Annotated in this window: 16 protein-coding genes; 10 read left to right on the top strand and 6 right to left on the bottom strand. The window is 64.9% G+C overall.

Features of this window, described 5'->3' with window-relative positions:
- Nucleotides 1-15 precede the first annotated feature (15 nt).
- Both QRN51_RS15905 and QRN51_RS15900 read right to left on the bottom strand, forming a co-directional pair.
- Nucleotides 16-768, bottom strand: a complete 753-nt coding sequence (locus tag QRN51_RS15905) for a cyclase family protein (RefSeq protein WP_284990816.1) — start codon at nucleotides 766-768, stop codon at nucleotides 16-18.
- Nucleotides 765-1202, bottom strand: coding sequence for a YqfO family protein (locus QRN51_RS15900; protein ID WP_284990814.1), 438 nt, complete (start codon nucleotides 1200-1202; stop codon nucleotides 765-767). Before QRN51_RS15900 ends, QRN51_RS15905 begins: the two co-directional genes overlap by 4 nt.
- A gap of 192 nt (nucleotides 1203-1394) precedes the next feature.
- Between QRN51_RS15900 and mmuM the strand changes: the two genes are divergently transcribed.
- A complete protein-coding gene (gene mmuM / locus QRN51_RS15895) occupies nucleotides 1395-2345 on the top strand; it encodes a homocysteine S-methyltransferase (protein ID WP_284990813.1) in 951 nt (316 codons plus the stop codon).
- A 175-nt stretch (nucleotides 2346-2520) separates the two neighbouring features.
- Here the strand turns inward: mmuM and QRN51_RS15890 are convergent, their stop codons facing one another.
- A complete protein-coding gene (locus QRN51_RS15890) occupies nucleotides 2521-3222 on the bottom strand; it encodes a FadR/GntR family transcriptional regulator (RefSeq protein ID WP_059388380.1) in 702 nt (233 codons plus the stop codon).
- 28 nt (nucleotides 3223-3250) lie between these two features.
- Nucleotides 3251-4069: an alpha/beta fold hydrolase gene (locus tag QRN51_RS15885; protein WP_284990812.1), complete on the bottom strand. Its 819-nt coding sequence runs from the start codon at nucleotides 4067-4069 to the stop codon at nucleotides 3251-3253.
- 119 nt (nucleotides 4070-4188) lie between these two features.
- Between QRN51_RS15885 and QRN51_RS15880 the strand changes: the two genes are divergently transcribed.
- From QRN51_RS15880 to QRN51_RS15860, 5 genes are all read left to right on the top strand, one after another.
- On the top strand, nucleotides 4189-5676 hold the full coding sequence (locus tag QRN51_RS15880; protein WP_284990811.1) for a four-carbon acid sugar kinase family protein: 1488 nt from the start codon (nucleotides 4189-4191) through the stop codon (nucleotides 5674-5676).
- Nucleotides 5677-5721: 45 nt separating this feature from the next.
- On the top strand, nucleotides 5722-6621 hold the full coding sequence (locus QRN51_RS15875; RefSeq protein WP_284990810.1) for an NAD(P)-dependent oxidoreductase: 900 nt from the start codon (nucleotides 5722-5724) through the stop codon (nucleotides 6619-6621).
- A gap of 107 nt (nucleotides 6622-6728) precedes the next feature.
- The gene (locus tag QRN51_RS15870; protein ID WP_284990809.1) at nucleotides 6729-8195 is read left to right on the top strand and encodes a GntP family transporter; all 1467 of its coding nucleotides are present in this window, start codon (nucleotides 6729-6731) and stop codon (nucleotides 8193-8195) included.
- On the top strand, nucleotides 8195-9070 hold the full coding sequence (locus QRN51_RS15865) for a class II fructose-bisphosphate aldolase (RefSeq protein WP_284990808.1): 876 nt from the start codon (nucleotides 8195-8197) through the stop codon (nucleotides 9068-9070). Before QRN51_RS15870 ends, QRN51_RS15865 begins: the two co-directional genes overlap by 1 nt.
- A gap of 65 nt (nucleotides 9071-9135) precedes the next feature.
- Nucleotides 9136-9528, top strand: a complete 393-nt coding sequence (locus QRN51_RS15860) for a DUF1304 domain-containing protein (protein WP_284990807.1) — start codon at nucleotides 9136-9138, stop codon at nucleotides 9526-9528.
- Nucleotides 9529-9632: 104 nt separating this feature from the next.
- Here QRN51_RS15860 and QRN51_RS15855 read toward each other — a convergent pair whose 3' ends face one another.
- Both QRN51_RS15855 and QRN51_RS15850 read right to left on the bottom strand, forming a co-directional pair.
- Nucleotides 9633-12524, bottom strand: a complete 2892-nt coding sequence (locus QRN51_RS15855; protein ID WP_502870872.1) for an aminotransferase class I/II-fold pyridoxal phosphate-dependent enzyme — start codon at nucleotides 12522-12524, stop codon at nucleotides 9633-9635.
- A 205-nt stretch (nucleotides 12525-12729) separates the two neighbouring features.
- Nucleotides 12730-13731 carry an Lrp/AsnC family transcriptional regulator gene (locus QRN51_RS15850; RefSeq protein ID WP_284990806.1) on the bottom strand — a complete coding sequence of 334 codons (1002 nt, stop codon included), beginning with the start codon at nucleotides 13729-13731 and terminating at the stop codon, nucleotides 12730-12732.
- Nucleotides 13732-13878: 147 nt separating this feature from the next.
- On the opposite strand from QRN51_RS15850, the gene QRN51_RS15845 reads away from it, so the two are divergent.
- The 4 genes from QRN51_RS15845 (at nucleotide 13879) to QRN51_RS15830 (ending at nucleotide 18460) form a co-directional block, all read left to right on the top strand.
- Complete coding sequence (locus tag QRN51_RS15845) at nucleotides 13879-15309, top strand: MFS transporter (RefSeq protein ID WP_284990805.1); 1431 nt, start codon at nucleotides 13879-13881, stop codon at nucleotides 15307-15309.
- Entirely contained in the window at nucleotides 15306-16520 is a 1215-nt protein-coding gene (locus tag QRN51_RS15840) for an amidohydrolase (RefSeq protein WP_284990803.1), read from the top strand. The genes QRN51_RS15845 and QRN51_RS15840 overlap by 4 nt, the downstream gene beginning before the upstream one ends.
- Before the next feature lie 240 nt (nucleotides 16521-16760).
- Nucleotides 16761-18107, top strand: a complete 1347-nt coding sequence (locus QRN51_RS15835; protein ID WP_284990802.1) for an acyltransferase family protein — start codon at nucleotides 16761-16763, stop codon at nucleotides 18105-18107.
- Nucleotides 18104-18460 carry a GNAT family N-acetyltransferase gene (locus QRN51_RS15830; protein WP_284990800.1) on the top strand — a complete coding sequence of 119 codons (357 nt, stop codon included), beginning with the start codon at nucleotides 18104-18106 and terminating at the stop codon, nucleotides 18458-18460. Before QRN51_RS15835 ends, QRN51_RS15830 begins: the two co-directional genes overlap by 4 nt.
- Nucleotides 18461-18508 lie beyond the last annotated feature (48 nt).

The raw sequence follows: 18508 nt of genomic DNA, 5'->3' as shown, positions 1-18508 counted from the left end.
CCGGACGGGCGTGACTCAGTGGATAGCAAACACCCGGGCGGGAAAGCCGCTGCCCTCAAGGGGTTTTGGCCACGTCGCAACCAGGGCGGCACCCTTTTCCGGAAGACCATCCAGGTTCGCCAATAGCTCGATCTGCCAACGGTTCTGTCCCAGCACGTATGTCTCCAGGCTAAAGTCCTTGCGGGAAGTGGCCAGCCCCGGGTCCGTGTCTGTCTGTTCATGACCTACAGCCGCAATCGACCGTCGTTCAATCAGGAAGGTGAGGGCCTCCTGCGACCAGCCCGGACTGTGACTGATGCCTTCGTCGTCCCTGTTCGCCATGGCGTCGGCATCGGGCCAACGTCGGCTCCAGCCGGTCCGCAGTGCCACAAAGCTACCCGTCGGGACAGTGCCGTTTCGGGTTTCCCATGCGTGGATGTCCGCCACCGTGGGGGTGGCATCGGGATCAGCCTTGACCCGTTCTGAAATGTCCAGGATGACCAGCGGAAGGATCATGTCCCCTACCGGGATCTGATCCAAAGACCGGGCGCCGCGGATGAAATGTGAGGGGGGATCAACGTGTGTTCCCCATTGCCCGATGATCGAATAGCGGTGCGCGGTGAATCCGTCGCCATTCTCCAGATCGAACACGGCTTCCCTGATCTCGTCGGGGAAAGCGGGGAAGTGCGGTTGGCCTGGGTGGAATGCATGCGTCAAGTCGGCGAACGTCCTGCCCGCTATGAGGGGCTGGAGCCCGTCCCAAAAATCCGTCGTGGCGTTGTCGGTCATGATGCGACACCGCTCTCGCGGGCCTCTGCCAGTGCGGTGGATGAGACGCTCACGACGCCGGATAGCTCTATGACAGGGACTTCCCAAGGGTGGATCTCCACAAGGTGACGCATGAACCGATCCACCCGCTCGTCGTCCAGGGCGGCGTCGAAGTACGTCGTGAAGACAAAGGTCGGCGAAATGGTCCGCTGGCCCACTTGCCCCAAGGTGGGGTTGGCGCCTTCAGCCACGGTGAATCCTTCGAATCCCACGCCGGACTCGAAAACGTGCCTGTAGTTTCCAAAGTCCCCCAACTCCGGGGAGTCCGCCAAGGCCTGAAGCAGTGCCGTAATGCCGTGGTCATTCCGGAACGCACCGGCCTCGCCCCCAGCGAGCCCAGCGAAAGTCTCGGACGCGATAGGCCAATGTACGCGCAGCTTGCGCACTGATTTCATTTCTATCTTCAAGGGGTCCTCTTCCCTGCGCTTGGCGCCGATTGCTTGACTGCCATGGTGGCATAACTGGCCTGATCATTACAAGCATTTTCAAATGCTCATAATGACGAATATAGTGAGAGGGTGGTCACGCTGGACCATCTCGTCCCCACATAGGCACGAATGAAGATCAACTGCTTGGAGCCCCGAACGATGCCCAGTAAGATCACGCTGTCCCGCATGCTCGACGCCGGCTCGAAGCTGACGCTGGACGGCGCACTCGCCACTGAGCTCGAGGCGCGGGGCTGCAATCTGGAGGACCCACTTTGGTCGGCCAAGGTGCTTCTGGAACAACCGCAGCTGATCAAGCAAGTGCACCGCGACTATTTCGATGCAGGAGCCACGGTAGCCATCACTGCGAGCTACCAGGCCACGCCGCGAGGCTTCAGACAGCGCGGCATCGGCGAAGCGGAAGCCTTGGGGCTGGTGGCATTGAGCGTACGCCTGGCCGACGACGCGAGGCGCGAATACTTGGCTGAAAACCCGGAAGCGGGACCCCTGCTGATTGCCGGATCAGTAGGCCCTTATGGCGCCTACCTCGCTGACGGTTCGGAATACCGCGGGGACTACACCCTCAGCCGGATCGAGTTCATGGAATTCCACAGGCCCCGGATCGCGGCGCTGGTGGAGGCGGGAGTGGACCTGCTGGCATGTGAGACGTTGCCTTCGGTTTCGGAGACGAAGGCACTGTTGGCACTCGTAGAAGAGTTCAACATCGAAGCATGGTTCTCCTTCACGCTACGGGACGGGGAGCACATCAGCGACGGCACAACGCTGGCCAACGTCGCAAGGCTCTGTGCAACGCAGCCGCGCGTCGTCGCGATCGGCGTAAATTGCGTGCCTCTGGAACTGGTCTCTCCGTCGCTTCGAGCCCTCCGCAAAGTCACCTCAATCCCGTTGATCGCGTATCCGAATTCCGGCGAAAGCTATGACGCTCTAACCAAGACCTGGACGCCCGGCCCGGCCGTGGGCGGTGCTGATGGCAAGCAACCTGCAAGCATTGCGGAAGGAGCCGGCATCTGGCAAGAACTTGGCGCTCGGCTTATTGGAGGGTGCTGCAGGACGACACCGCAGGATATTGCTGGGATCGGTCGATATATGTGAGCGAGGGTCCGCCCGCGACCGTTGATATGTGAGCGAGGGTCCGCCCGCAACCGTTGATATGTGAGCGAGGGTCCGCCCGCGACCGTTGACATGTGAGCGAGGGTCCGCCCGCGACCGTTGATATGTGAGCGGGCGTCCGAGAACTCAGTCGGGCGTCCCAAGGAGCCGGGCCTGCCTAGGCCTCCAGGACGTATGTCCTGAGATCGTCGAGGGTCTGCTGCATGTGCGCGTCCATGGCCTCGCGGGCCCGGGGGGCGTCGCCGGCTTCGAGGGCTTTGAGGATGGCCCGGTGATGTCCGATCGCGTGCCGCTGGATATCGGGGATTTGCGAGGTCTGGGTGCGCCGGGTTTCCAAGACGCGGTGCAGGGGTTCGAAGAGCACAGCGACGAAGACGTTGCCGGAGGCGTGGAGGATGACATCGTGGAAGCCTAAGTCCGCCTCGACGAACGCGCTCACATCGTTGGAATCGTGGGCCTTCTGCATGGCGGACACGTGAACCTGCAGCTGGTCGATTTCTTCGGGGGAGACCCGTGAGGCGGCCAGTTCGCAGGCGCCGGTCTCGAGCATGCGGCGCAGCTCGATGAGCTGGACGGCCGCTGCGGCGTCGTTCTTTCCTTCCGAAGCCGCACGCAGCACAGCTTCGAGGGAAGCCCAGCGGTTCAGTGGGTTGACGAAAGTCCCCCGGCCGCGCTCCACGCTCAGGATTCTCTGGGCCTCGAGGGTCTTCATGGCCTCGCGGACCGTCATGCGGCTGACTTCATGCTTGGCGCTCAGTTCGAGTTCGCCGGGAACCACTGTGCCCGGCGGAAATTCGCCCGCGACGATGCGGTCCAGCAGCTCGTCAGCGACGACGCCGACCAGCGACTTGCGTGCCATGGTGCTCCGTTCCTAGATGTCTGACATCTTACGCCGGCGGTTGCCGGCTTTCGTTCCAAAACGCGCCGAGCGCCACGGCGCAAGCATGCGGCTGCTCCCAATGGACGCTGTGCCCGGCGTCGGGTATTGCCACGAGCCTGCGCAGCGGGCTGGCTGCCACGAAGGCTTCCGCTTGGTCCAGCGAACGTAATCGGTCCCCGACGCCGGCAATCACCAGCGTCGGTGCGGTCACCTTTTCGGGGACATCGGCAGCCACTCCGGCCATCGCCGCGAGGCCGCTGGGGCCAAGGACCTCGAAAGGCAGCTCAAATCCTCGGCTCAGCAAGCGATTGTCCTCCGGCGACAACGCCCCGAACCAGGCCTTCATGCACTTGGCGCGCGTCGCGTCGTCAATGAAGCCTTGCCGTAGCTGGGATTCGAGCATCGATTTGAAGCCTTCGTTCGGCGGGGCCGGAACCATGCCGATCAGGGCCACGCTGGCCACGAGCCCCGGGTGCCGCGCGGCCAGTGCCAGCGCCACGCTTCCGCCCATCGAATGGCCCGCAATGTGGACCGGTGCCGCGTTCCTGGCAGCAACGGCAGCGACGGAATCGGCAGCTGATTCCAGAGTCCACTGGAAGCCCGGAGGCAACATGTCCCCGCGGTGATACCCAGGCAAATCGACGATCCAGACGGTTCGTCCGGCGTCGAGCAACTCGGTGGCGAGTGGCTCCCAATAGGCGGACGTCGACGCCCAGCCGTGCAGCAACAGAACGGGAGGTTGGGACGGAAAGTCCGCCTTAACGGCGGCCGCCGGGAGGCGCATGTCCGCGTGTAATGCCGCGACGGCGGGAGGCTCTTGAAGCATGCGCCAAGCATAGTGACGACTGACACTTGCACAGCCGAAAGCGGGTGTGTCACACTAGCATTCAAATATTAGATGTCTGACATCTTACATTTACCTTCAAAACCACGATGGAGTGCACAGTGACCCTTGAAGCCGATGTCCTGGCTGCCTTCCCGGCTGAAGTCCAGATCCCCGCTCAGCTGGTTGCCGACGCCGTAGCAGCGTCTTCCGCAACCTCGCCCCGCATCCTGGTAGTCCTCGACGACGACCCCACCGGCACCCAGTCGGTCGCCAACCTGCCCGTCCTCACCCGCTGGGAGGTCGCCGATTTCACGTGGGCGTTCGCCCACATCGCGGAAAGCCGGTCTCAGCCCGCGGTCTACGTGCTGACCAACACGCGCAGCCTGGACCCGGTTGAGGCCGCTGCCCGCAACGAGGAAATCGTGCGGAACGCGCTCGCCGCCGCCGGCTCCCAGCTGCGCTTGGGATTCGTCAGCCGCTCCGACTCCACCCTCCGTGGCCACTACCCGCTGGAACCGGACGTCATTGCCGCCACTGTCGCGGACGTGACCGGCGAGGCGACCGACGGCGTCGTGATCGTCCCGGCGTTTCCCGACGCCGGGCGGGTCACCGTTGGCGGCGTGCACTACACGCGTGGCACCGGGCACGACGCCGGCAAGCTCACCCCGGTTGCCGAGACCGAGTTCGCCAAGGATGCGAGCTTCGGCTTCGCCAACTCGGAGATGGCCAGGTATGTGGAGGAGAAGTCGCAGGGCCGGTTCCAGGCAAGCGATGTGATCGTCCTGGACCTGAACCTCATCCGTGCCGGGGCCTCAGCCCAGGACCCTGCCATTTCCGCCAAGGCCATTGCAGACGCGATCGAACCCGCCACGAACTCCACGCCGATCGTCGCGGACATCGTCACCGAGAATGACTTCCGGGCACTGGCCCTCGGGCTTGAAGAAGCCGAACGCCGCGGCAAGAAGCTGCTCTACCGTGTGGGTCCGCCCTTCGTCCGCGGCCGCATCGGCCAGGAAATCCGTGAGGCGCTCAGCGGCGAGGAAGCCTACGAAGGCAACACTCCCTCCACAGCCGGTGGCCTCATCGTTGTTGGTTCGCACGTCGGCGTCACCACGCGCCAGCTCAATGCCCTGACGGCCCAGCACGGCGCCGCCCGGATCATCGAGATCGACGTCGAGAAACTGCTCGCTAGCGGCGCGGAGGCCTACTTGGACGAGACGGTCGCCGCCGTCGTCATTGCCCTCCGCAATGGAGACGTCATCGTCCACACGAGCCGCCTGCTCATCAAGACGGACGACGCCGCGGCGAGCCTGAAGATTGCCCGCACCGTCTCTGCCGCCGTCGTCGCGATCGTGAACCGGACGCTCAAGACCTTCCCGCCGCGCTTCGTCATCGCCAAGGGCGGGATCACGTCCTCGGACGTGGCCGCGCACGGCCTGGAAATCCGCCACGCGATAGTCCGCGGCCCCATGCTGCCCGGCATCGTCTCGCTGTGGGAGCCGGTGGACGGACCCGCGAAGGGCATTCCGTACATCGTCTTCGCCGGCAACGTGGGCGACGACGAATCCCTCGCGCACGTCACGCGCAAACTCAGCAACACCTTCTAGCCGATCCTCTTCCTAACGCAACCCCAGCATTCAATGGAGAACACCATGACCAGCAATTACACCGTCGCCGTCCTCGGCCTGGGCGCCATGGGCCTGCCGATGGCTACCCGCCTGGCGACCCAGCTCACCGTCCACGGCTTCGATATCGCCGAGCCGCGCCTGAAGCTCGCCGCCGACGCCGGGATCCGCACCTTCGCCTCGGCGCGCGAAGCCTCGGAAGGCGCCGACGCCCTCCTCCTTGCCGTGCGCAACGGCGAACAGCTCGACGCCGTCCTCTTCGGCGAGAACGGCGTCGCTCCCGTGCTCAAGCCGGGCGCTGTCGTGATCCTCGGTAGCACAGTCGGTACCGAGGCTATTCCGGCTACCGTGGCCCGCCTGGCCGAATACGGCGTCGAACTCGTGGACGCGCCGCTCTCCGGCGGCCCCAAGCGTGCCGGGGAAGGCGACCTCCTGATCGTGGTTGGCGCAACGCCGGCGGCCCAGGAAAAGGCCCGCCCCGCGCTCGAACTGTTGGCCTCCACGCTGAGCATCGTGGGCGACAAGCCCGGCGACGGCCAGGCCCTCAAGACCGTCAATCAGCTTTTGTGCGGCGTGCACATCGCCGCTGCCGCCGAGGCCATGGCACTCGCGGACGCCCTCGGACTCGACCAGGCGAAGACCCTCGCGGCGCTGGAAGCAGGTGCCGCCGGCTCGTTCATGCTGTCCAACCGAGGCCCCCGCATCCTCGAGGCCTACACCGAAGATGGCGCCGAGATCCTCAGCCGCCTCGACATCTTCGTGAAGGACATGGGCATCGTCGGCAAGGCGACGCGCGCCGCCGGCCTCGCCGCCCCAGTCGCCGCCGCCGCCGAACAGCTCTACCTCCTCGGCCAGGCCCAGGGCCTCGCCGCCGCCGACGACTCCGCAGTCATCAAGGTCGTCGCGCCCACGAGGCGCACTGTCTAGCAAAGCACCCCAAAGAAACGTGCGACGACGGCGGTCCCCCCTCCGCCGTCGTCGCCCCTCTCGCCGGCCTCGAGTCCAGGCCGGCTCTGTCAAAGGAGACACCCCTGATGATTCCCCTCATCAATTCCTTGGCGGTCCGGGCAGCTGATGCCCCCGCCATCAAACCGTCCGTAGCCCTTGGGACCCCGCTGCTGCTGACCATTGCAGTTGCGGGCGTCGCGCTGCTGTTGCTCATGATCATCCGCTTCAAGATCCAGGCCTTCGTGGCATTGCTGGCCGTGAGCATCCTGGTGGCCGTTGCCGCGCAGATCCCCTTGGCGGACGTATTCACCGTCGTGGCCAACGGCGTGGGCGGAACCATGGGCAAAGTCGCATTGCTGATTGCCCTCGGCGCCGTGTTGGGCCGCATGATCGAGGTGTCCGGCGGCGTGCAATCGCTGGCCAACCACTTCACCGAGAAGCTCGGTGCCAAGCGCGTCGCCGTGGCACTGACCGCCGTCGGCTTCCTCGTTGCCATTCCGGTGTTCTTCGAAGTAGGCATCATCGTCCTGGTGCCGATCGTCTACGCCTTCGCGAAGATCGCCAAGCTGCACCCCATCAAGTTCGGCCTTCCCATGGCCGGCATTATGCTCTCGATCCACGTCGCCGTTCCTCCCCACCCGGGCATCGTTGCCGGGGCAGGCGTCATGGGTGCCGACATCGGACTGATCGCGATGATTTCGCTCATCATCTGCGTGCCGCTCGGTTTCCTGTCCTACTGGGTTGCCAGCATCATGAACCGCAAGGACTACGAACTGCTCCCGGGCGTCCGCGACCAGATCGAAGAATTCGGCTCCGATTCCTTGGTGCGCGTCGGCCACGACGGTCCCGGTGCCAGCGCAGTCGCTCCGCCGCGTCCGGGCCTGATCATGTTCCTCATCGCCGCCCCGATCGTCCAGATCCTGCTCGGCACAGCCGGTACCCTCCTGATCAACAAGAAGGACTACTGGTACGCCGTCGCGTCTTTCGTGGGCAACCCGTTCTTCGCCCTGCTGGTGGCCGTTGCGCTCGCGTTCTTCCTTCTGGCGGTCCGCCGCCAGTGGTCACTCAAGGAAACCGGCGAAATCTTCGAAGGCGCGCTGCCTCCCATCGCCTCGATCCTCATGGTGGTTGCTGCCGGCGGCGTGTTCGGCGGCGTCCTGCAGGTCTCCGGCATCGGCGCGGCCTTGTCCCAGACGCTGGACTCCCTGGGCGTGCCGATCATCCTCCTCGGCTTCATCATTTCCCTGGCACTGCGTGCCGCACAGGGATCGGCCACGGTCGCCATCGTCACCACCACCGGCCTCCTCTCGGCTGCCGTTGCCCAAGGCGGCTACACCCCCGCGCAGATCGCCGTCATCGTGATCGCGATCGGCTTCGGCGGACTGGGCCTGTCCCACGTGACCGACGCCGGTTTCTGGGTGGTGGTGCGCTACTACGGCCTCACGGTGTCCGACGGCCTCAAGACCTGGACCGTGCTCACCACCATCCTGGGCGTCGCGGGCTTCCTGCTCAGCTATGTCGCCTGGATCCTGGTGGGAGGCCTGGCCCACTGATGCGTGTACGCCTTGACGAGCTTGTAGGCTCCGCGCAGGAGCGAGGAGCCGCGGTTCCGGCCTTCACCTGCTACGACTTCACCACCGCCCTCGCGGTGGTGGCCGCAGCAGAGGAGTCCGGCCGCGGAATCATTCTGCTGGTCGCACCCAAGACAGCCGGCACTCCTAGCGGCTTGCGACTGATCACGGCGCTGCGCGCCCTGGCCGACGACGCCCGCGTGCCGGTCTCGGTGCAGCTGGACCACGCCTCGGACCTCGAGGTCATCCGTGATTCGGTGGCAGCCGGTGCCGACGCCGTCCTGGCCGACGGTTCCTCCCTCCCATTCGAGGAAAACATCGCTTTGGTCCGCTCCGTACATGAGGTCGTGCTAGACGCCGGTGCTTCGGACATCGTCATCGAAGCGGAACTTGGCGGGCTGGCGGGCGACGAGGACAAGGCCTTCGGTGCTGACGTTCACGCTCATCCGGCCAGTGACCATCCGGCGGGCCTGACCGACCCGGGCCAGGTACTGGAATTCGTATACCGCACTGGTGCCCAGCTCCTGGCCGTTGCCGTAGGGAATGCGCATGGCCGTTACACCGGCGAGCCCAGGCTGCACTGGGATGTGCTGGAGGACATTGCATCGCGCACTGAGCTTCCGCTCGTGCTCCACGGCGCGTCGGGCATTCCCGCGGCAGACCTGGTCAAGGCCACGTCAATGCGCGTGGGCAAGGTGAACTTCAACACGGAGCTCCGCACCGGCATCCTCGCCACGCTCGAAGCCGAGACAACCCCGCACCGGGCCGACGGCGAGAACCTCCAGGGCCTGCTGGGGCACTGGAGTTCCTCGGCAGGGGCGTTCGCCGGAGCAACACTGGACATGCTGAGTCGCTAGGCGCGGCTCGCGGGGCGGCCAAGCCGCCGCGCCTCCGCGCAACGCAGGGAGGCTAGGATCAGCACATGATCGTAGCCTCCCTGATTTTTGCCCTCCTTGCCGGCTTGCTGCACGTCTACATCTTCAGCATGGAGTCCATCACCTGGACCCGTCCGGCCACGTGGAAGCGCTTTAGCGTCGCTTCCCAGTCCGAGGCGGAAACCACCAAGGGCCTCGCCTACAACCAGGGTTTCTACAACCTCTTCCTTGCCATCGGGGCGATCGCCGGGATCGTCTTCGTCGCTCTTGGTCATCCGCAGGTGGGCTGGACCCTCGTCTTCAGCTCGTGCGGCTCCATGCTGCTGGCGGCAATCGTGCTCGCCTTGAGCGGCAAGAAGTACCTCCGCCCCGCGGTTCTTCAGGGCACGACTCCGCTGCTCGCCGTCGTGCTCGGCATCCTGGCCGTGGCGCTCGGCTAAAGATATGAGCGAACGTTGGCGAAAATGGCGTGAGATGTGAGCGAGCGTTGGCGAAAATGGCGTGAGATATGAGCGAGCGTCCTACGAGGCAAACGCTCGCTCACTTATGCAGGCTTTTGGCGTGACGCTAGCTCACCCGTCAACACCCTGAACCCCAATTCAGGGTTGAATCCGTGGATCTCCCGCGTGTCCAGTGCCGACATGAAAGCCAGGATCTCCTCCGTGATCACTTGCCCGGGAACCAAGACAGGGAATCCGGGCGGATAGGGGGTGACGAAGGAGGCAGACACCATTTCCTCTCCCGCGGCGACCCTTCGCATAAGTTCGGCCGCACTGAAGTATTCGCAGGATCCGGCTTTGTAGCTCTCGAAGTAGGCGTCCCGCATGTTGCCGTCCGGCGTCTGCGCATCTACCCGGAATCGTTCGGCGAAGCGGCTGAAGTCCGGCAAAGGCGGCGGTGTGCTGGTCAGCGCCGCGACACGGGCAAGGCGCGCTCGCTGACCCAGACCGCTCAGGCCGGATTGCTCATCTTCAAAGGTTTCGGCCAGCTTGACCAGGACCTCAACGAGGTAGGCAACGGCACTCCGCGAGGTGCCGATGTTGGTCATGAAGAGAACGCTGTTCCTCGACGTCTTGTTGACCTGGATCCCGTACTTGTCCATCAGGAAGTCGTGCTTGAAGGTATCGCCGTCCACGCCGGTGAGGCCGATATGCAGGGTCAAACGGCTCGGATCAACAACGAATTCGTCGCGCTCCCAGGCTTCCGACATGGCCGCGAGCCCGTCGCGAAGCGGCATTTGCCGGCTCGTTTCGCGGTACTGAGGCGGTATGAGGTCCTTGGTGCCGAGGACGCGGAAGTACTTCTTCAACAAGGGATGCCTCGCCACGGCCTGGGCGATGCTGACCGCGAGATCTGCCTGCCGTTGCACCAGTTCGTATCCTTCGAACTCGACCTGCCGCCGTCCCATGTCCAAGGAAGCCAGGATCTGGTAGTTGGGGGACGTGGAGGTGTGCGTCATGTACGCCTCCCGGAAGCTCTCCTCGTTCAACTGGCCGAAGTCCTGGTCATGGATATGGATCATGGACCCCTGCCGGAGCGACGTCAGGGTCTTGTGCGTCGACTGCGTTGAGTAGACCCTCACGCGGGCCTTCGCCGGATCGGGCAGCAGTCGTGTCTTCAGGAGCAGCTCATCGCTGACGTGCCCGACGCCGGAACCGGGCCCGCCGTCGTCGGGCTCGCTGGCCGCTTGGCCACCGCCGCCCGCAGCCCCGCCCAGCGCGCCCAGCGCGCGAAGCTGTTTGGCGTGCCGCCGGGCGTACGCTGGATCCGCGAACTTTGCCTCGAGGGACCGGGCCGAAGCCATGGCCGTACGGCGGCGGTAGATGTGGTGGAAGCCTGCGAAGGCGAACCAGGCCTCGTCCCACAGGAACACCAGGTCCGGCTTGATGGCGAGGCACTCCTCCATCACTCGTTCGACGTCGTACACGATGCCGTCGAACGTGCAGTTGGTGAGGGCGAGCATCTTGACCTCGTGGAGCCGGCCTGCCCGGCGGTAATCCAGGAGCATCCGCTTGATGCTTTCCAAAGGAACGGCGCCGTAGAAGGAGAAATCGTTCAGAGGGTAGGCGTCCAAATACGAGACCTGCGCGCCGGCCAGCATGAGGGCGTAGTGGTGCGACTTGTGGCAGTTTCGGTCCACCAGAACCACGTCGCCGGGAGCCAGGATCGATTGGTGCACGATCTTGTTGGCTGTCGACGTTCCATTGGTGACAAAGAGCGATTTCTGGGCACCGAATGCCCGGGCCGCCAGCTTCTGGGCCTGCTTGAGGGAGCCGTGCGGATCCAGGAGCGAATCGAGCCCGCCGGACGTGGCCGAGGTTTCCGCGAGGAGCAGGTTCAGGCCATAGAACTCACCCAGATCGTTGATCCATTTGGAATGGATGACCGATCCGCCCCGGGACACGGGCAAGGCATGGAAAACGCCGGCAGGTTTGCGGCTGTATTGCTGGACCGCGTGGAAGAACGGCGCCTCATACCGTTCCGCGATGCCGGCCAGCAAGGACAAATGGAGCTCCAGCCCATCCTGGCGGCGGAAGATCCGGCGGAATTGGCGGGTCAAGGAACCGGCGAGTTCTTCGATCCCCACCCCCGCCACCAGGTAGAGATCAAGCTCGGGCCGGAGTTGGCCCAGCTTCTCCGCCAAGCTCAGGATGCGGTCCAGAGGTCGCTGGGGGAGCGCCTGCTCCAGGAACCTGTCCAGGAAGCCGCGCACATCCCGGCCCAGGCGCTGCCTGCTGTTGGGGACGAAGCCTGGCCGCAGTACGCACGCCTGGATGTCGGGGTTGAGCAGGACAGCTACGATGGCGTCCTCGAAGCTCGGCACGAACACCAGCTCGTAGTTGAAGGCGTCGGCGGGACGGCGCTGGCTATGCAGTTCTGTTTGAAGGGTTTCACGGTCGGCGCTGGATATGTCATCGATCACGAGGACCTCGAACCGCTTGCGCGACTCGGCGGGTTCTTCAACCCGTTCCGATTCGCGTTCGGGGTCCTGTGCGGGTTCCTGGGCGTGGTGGTTGTGGCCGGCAACTCGTCGCGCGACCGGTTCGATGAGGTTCAGCGCCTCAAGGTATTCTCCAGCCTCCAGGATTCGCCGCAATTCCGTGACATATTGCTGTCCCGGAGACGCCCAATACATTTCGAGGGATTCCAGCAGCGGCAACAACCTTCGGACGTCCCTTGGCAGTTCCCGCGGCGGCCGGCCGGCGCCCGTGAGAGACCGGGCGGCGGCCAGCTGTTTGACGGCGTAGCCAAGGAACTCCCAAGCGTCGGCGCGCACCCGCCACGCGCTGCTGGGGACCTCGCCGCCGGACCCGGAATCGTCGTCGGCGTTTGGCCTCGCCGCCAAACCGGGGTCAAGCGCTTGGCCGCTGGCAAGTGAGGCTGGAGCGAGGGGAAATGGGGCTGACTGCACTGTCGCGAAATCGGCGCGTGCCACGATGACTCCTTTGTCATGGATTGATAGCACTCTCTACTAAACGCCGCGCGCCGTCGCGGTGTACGGCAAATGTCCGGGTTGCCGTCTGGGTTTCCAGATGGGAGCCGCACTTCCCGTCATATGTGAGCGAGCGTCGGGGGATTTGCCGTCATACGTGAGCGAGCGTCGGGGGATTTGCCGTCATACGTGAGCGAGGGTTGGGCGGCTAGCCTTCGCGCCACAGAGGCAAGGGGACCACGCTGCGGCTGCGTCCGGACTCGTCCAACACGTGCCCGAGGCGTTTGTAGTTGCGGACCACGGCTTGCCGGGAGATGACGGCGCTTCCTGGCGCTCGCTCCGCCAGTTCGCGCTCGTGGCTTTGGACTTCGAGGTAGTCGCGCACCCACAGCGTCACGAGCAGATTCTGGGCGCCCAGAACCTGGGCGCTGAGCCTGCAATTCGGGAGGGCCGCGAAATAGCGCCCGACGGCGTCAACGTGGTGGGCGGGCACGTTGAGGATCAGGCTCACTTCCCTGAGTCCTTGTTGGGCTGAAGCGGACGTATCGCACCTCAGCGTCATGTAGCCGGACGCGAGGAACCGCTCCACCCGCCGTCGTGCCGTTTGCGGAGCGACGCCGCAGGCGGCGCCCAGTTCCGCCCAACTGGCCCGCCCGTCCCGTGCTAGTTCCTCCAAGAGGGATGCGTCGAGCCGGTCAGGAGCGTAGGCGGCCGGGGCGGGCAGGGGTTCCGCCGACATGAGCCGGGCCCGCGCCGGTTCGAGGGTGCCGCTGCGCCAGTCGGAGGCCTGCCGGTACAGCTTGGTGACGAAAACGACCTCCCGGTGGGTCACTCCGGGGAGGCCTGCAAAAGAGCCGGTGACGATCTCCATGAGCTCTTCGTGGCTTGAGGCGAAGCAGTCGATGAAGAGATCGTGCGAGCCGGACACCAGCGAAACGGTGCCGAAGGCCGGCTCCGCGCACAGCTTGTGGACCAGGGCTTCGTTCTCGCTTGGCAGCGACGAAAGGCTGATGAACGCAGACCACCCCGCGCTCAGGTAGCGCGGACCCGGGGCCGGGGTGATCCATGCCAGTCCCTGCTCCGCAAGAGAGTTCCAGCGGCGCGCGACGGTTGGCCCGGACAAGCCCAGGACATCCCCCACGCGGCTCCAGTCGGCGCGGGGATTGATCTGAAGGGCATTGACGATTTCAAGGTCAGTTTCGGAGATCATGGCTGATTCCTTCAAAATTCACGGTTCTCAGATGATTTCAAACAAATTCCTAGCCAGTGTAGACGGCGGACCTAACGTTGTGACTCGCATCACCCGCTCGCATCCGAAGACCCAGGCAACGAAGCCCCCCAACACTCAAGGAAGCACATGGCAAGCAAGACAGCACCTCCGGCGACTGCGGCCGTCGCCCGCCGGACGATCACCGGCATGATCGTGGCGATGGCCCTGATCGAATCCCTCAGCGGAGTCACCCAGGGATACCTGAACCCCATCCTCCCCGCCTTGGGGCCGGCCTTTTCGATCGACGACCCCACCATCAACGGTATTTTCCTCATCTCGAACGTGAGCTTCGCGGTGCTCACGCCGATCATCTCGCGGCTCGGCGACAGCTACGGCTACAGGCTCGTCCTGCGCTGGTCGACGGCGGTAGTCGCGGCCGGCGTCGTCATGATGGCGATGTGGCCGTCGCTGTGGACGGTGACGATCGGCGTCGTCATGCTCACGTGCGTGGTTGGTTTCATCCCTCTGATGATGGGCATCCTGCGCGTGAGCAGCCCGGCGCAGACCCGCACCGGGGTCAGCGTGATGATCGGCATGCTCATGATCATGGTCGGCGCAGGCGGCCTGCTTGCCGGGATCATCGGCGTCGACGATCCCACCCTCGGTTTCTGGGTTGCGGTGCCGTTCGCGGTTGCCGGGCTGCTTTGCTCCTTCGTCCTGCCCGACGCCGGAACCCCCACGGGCGAGGGACTCGCCCTGGTGCCGCTCATGGCATGTTCCCTGGGACTCATCGGCTTCGTGGTGGCGCTTTCGATGGGCCCGGACTGGGGCTGGTTGGATGCCAAGACCCTGGGATCCGGAATCATCGGGTTCGCGCTGTTGGCTTATTGGGTGGTCCTGGACGCTCGACGCGTCAACGGGAAGCGCTTCATGGACCTGCGGATGCTTGCCATCCCGCGGATCCGGACGGTCTCGCTGGCCACCTTCTTCTTCGGCTTTGCCTCCATCAGCTACTTCGGCACCAACGGGATCTTCCTGTACTCAAACCCGGACAAGACCGGCTACGGCTTCGCGCTGAGCCCCCTCATCATCGCAATCGTCCTGGCTGCCGCATCGGTGCTCTCGCTGTTCTCCTCGCTTCTGACCTCAAAGGCGCTCAGTCTGTTTGGCGAACGGGCCACCCTGGTGTTCGCCGGTCTCCTCCTGGCGGGCGGCTTCCTGGTCATGGCGGCTGCGCACGGCTCCCTGGCCGGCTACTGCACCGGATTCGCCATGTTCAACTTGAGCCTTGGCATGTACCAGGCAGGAACCCGGGCACTGTCTGTTGAGGGCGTTCCGCTGGAGGAAACTTCGACGGCGGCCGGCCTCAACGAACTGGCGCTGTCCGTTGGCATCGCGGTGGGCGCCGCCGTCGTGAAGCTCATCTCCTCGTCTTCAGTCCAGTCCGGGCACATCAGCAAGGGCGGGCTCTTGTCGATCTGGATTGCCCTGGCCATCGCGGCCTTGGTCGCCGCGGCAGCTGCCGCCCGCTACCCGAAGCGCAAAGCCGCGGCGACAACTGCAGGGGTCGCCGTATGAAAGCCGCGGCTCTGAAAGCCGCCTCCCTCGAAACCGCAACGCCCGTCACGACCTCTTCGGCCGCCGTCGGGCGCTCCATCTCCGCAGCGCTGGAACGCTGGGAGCCGGAAATCCTCGGCCTGAGCCACGCGATCCACGCCGATCCCGAGCTCAGCGGGCAGGAGTTCCGGGCCGCCAAGCGGGTTAGCCGGCTGCTCCGGAGCGCGGGCTTCAGCTTTGACGATCCGCAGCCTGTGCTCCCGGCTTCTTTCAGCGCGAGGTTCGGGACGGGTGAGCTGGTGGTCGCGCTGTGCGTCGAATACGACGCCTTGCCGACCATCGGGCATGCCTGCGGACACAATGTGAACGCCGCCTGCGCCGTGGGGGCCGCACTCGCGCTCGCTTCCGTCGCCGACGAGCTCGGGATCACAGTCAAGGTCCTCGGCACTCCGGCAGAAGAGACGAGCGGCGGCAAAGTCGATCTCATAGGCGAGGGCTTCTTCGAGGACGTGTCCCTGGCGATGATGGCCCACGCCGGCGCCGAGGACGTCGTCGGCGGCTCGTCCTTGGCCATGGGAATGTGGGACGTGCTTTACGAAGGGCGGCCTGCGCACGCCGCCGCCGCTCCGTCAGAGGGTGTCAATGCCCTCGACGCCCTCGTGATCGCACAGACGGCGATTGCCTTGGCCCGGCAGCAACTTCCGCCCGGCTCGGTTGTTTCGCTGATCGTGACCGAAGGCGGGAGCGCCGTCAACGTCATACCCGAGCGGGCACGGGCGAGCGTCGAAATGCGCTCACCCAGCATCAAGAATCTGCGTGTCATCGAGGAACGCGTGCGGCGCTGCCTGGAAGCGGGTGCACTTGCCAGCGGAAGCACGCTCAAGGTCACCCCCACGGGCAATGCCTACGCTGAACTCAGGCAGGACCGGTACCTTTCCGAGGCGTACCGGACAGCAATGTCCGCCCGGGGGAGGGCTGTTGAGTTCAACGAAGATCCAGTAGCTTCCACAGATATGGGCAACGTCTCGCAACTGGTCCCGAGCATCCATCCGCTGCTCGGCTACGACGTCGGCGGGGCCGCCCACCACACCGCCGAGTTCGCTGCCCACGGCTCGTCGGCCTCCGCGGACCGGGCGGTCTTGGACGGCGCGTTCGGCCTGGCCTTGGCTGCCTGCGCGGCGGCCAGCGATCCGCGGCAACGGGAACGGCTGCTAACCCGCCGAACCAACTGAACTCCCCTGCAGGGACGCTCGCTCACTTATGATGCCAAAATCGGGATCCCTCGCTCAGATCATCTGAGCGAGGGCCGCAGGGCTTTCAGTCATAGGTGAGCGAGCGTCGGGGATATTCGGTTCATAGGTGAGCGAGCGTCGGGGAGGGCGGGCCGCACCCACGAATTCACCCCGTCGCCCGCTCTGGTTCCCGCCGTCAAGCGGGCGGACAATGATCTCAGCAGTTCGCAAAGGAGCGCAATGGGATTCTCGAGGCAACAAAAGATGGCGCCGGGCATGGCCGCATTTGGCCGCCCTCGTGATCCCGTGATCGATCTCGCCCGGTTCTTCTGCCTCGTTCTGGTTGTGCTCTCGCATTGCATGATGGTCAGCCCGGTCCTGCACCCGGACGGCACCGTCACCACCGAAAACACACTCATGGAACAGCACTGGTTTGAACCTGTCCTGTGGGTGTTCCAGGTGATGCCGCTGTTCTTCGTCCTTGGCGGGATCACGGGACTGGAATCGTGGCGTCGCTTGCGTGCGCGCGGAGGATCCGGCATCGACTACGCGCAACTGCGGCTCCTGCGCCTCATCCGTCCGGCAACTGCGCTGCTGGCGTCGATGTTCGTGGGGCTCTGGGCCGCGAGCCTGCTTGGCGTCGACCCGGAAGTGGTCCAGCTCATCGCGACCGGCGCGGGCATGCCCTTGTGGTTCCTGGCCGCCTACCTCGCCACCCAACTGAGCGTTCCCGTGCTGGCCCGGCTGCACGGACATTCCCCGTGGTTGACCCTCGGCGGGCTCGTTGCCGCCGTGATCACCCTGGACTCCTTGCGCGGGGCATTCCCGATGCTCGCCTTCGTCAACATGCTCTTCGTGTGGTGCGCGGTCCAGCAATTCGGCTTCTTCATCGCTGACGGCATCTTCGCTGGACGCAGCCGGGGCTGGTTCGCGGGGTTGATCGTGGGCAGCAACCTGCTCTTGGGGTTCGTGACTGGAATCGGGGTCTACTCAGGAAACATGATCGTGGACCTGAACCCGCCCAACTTCTGCATGCTGCTTCTGGGTTTGTCCCAGGCTGCAACCCTCCAATTGCTCCGCCCCGCTCTTGCCTGGGTGGCCGGCGTGCGCTGGATCCGTTGGATGGTGGCCGTGGCGGGCCGGCGGTCCATGACGGTCTACTTGTGGCATTTGCCGCTGCTCGCAGCCATGTCCGGGCTGCTTCTGCTTACGGACTTCCCCAAGCCAGCGGCAGGTACGGCCGAATGGTGGTGGGCCCGCCCGCTGGTGCTGCTGGGCGTCCTCCTGCTCTTGGTTCCGGTCCTGCTGCTGTGCGGAAGGCTTGAAGAGCGCCCGACGGCGGCCAGCCACGCGCGCGGCAGGACGCACGTCGCGGTGGTGACTGCCGGCGTCGTGGTCTTCATTCCGGTGGTGGACGCCGCGTTCAACGGACTCACGCTGACCCTTCTGGGTGGGGGAGCGGCGTGCTTCGCGCTGGGAGTGTTGCTCCTGGGACGGATACCCGCCGGACTCCCGTCCGCGGCCGTTCCCGATGCCCCTGCGGGGCCATTGCCAGAGCCCGGTTTACGTGCGAATCTCGACTCATGACTGAGTTCACGGATTCAACCGCAGAGTCGTTCAGCCCGGACGTGACAACGGTCAGGAACGACAAATTCCACCGCTACGAGCTTCTTGTCGATGGTGAAGTAGCCGTGATCTCGCAGTTTATGGACAAACCCGGCCACATCGACTTCCTCCACACTGAGACGCGCCCGCAGTTCAAGGGCCGCGGGCTGGCGAAGGTCCTGGCGCATTTTGCCTTGGACGACGTCGTCGCCTCCGGCAAGCGGATCATCCCGCATTGCCCGTTCATCGCCGCCTATCTGCGCAAGCACGAGGGCTACGAGCTCGACGTCGATTGGCCGCCGGAACCGCCGGTGGGGGAACCGGACAACGATTAGCCAGACGCGGTTTTGCCTTAGAAAACGCCGGAAGACCACCCTGCTGAC

Origin of the sequence: Arthrobacter sp. efr-133-TYG-120 (genome assembly GCF_030209785.1) — a bacterium.
Taxonomy (GTDB): domain Bacteria; phylum Actinomycetota; class Actinomycetes; order Actinomycetales; family Micrococcaceae; genus Arthrobacter.
Note: the sequence above shows the minus strand (reverse complement) of the source record. Positions and strands in the feature narration are given on the sequence as shown.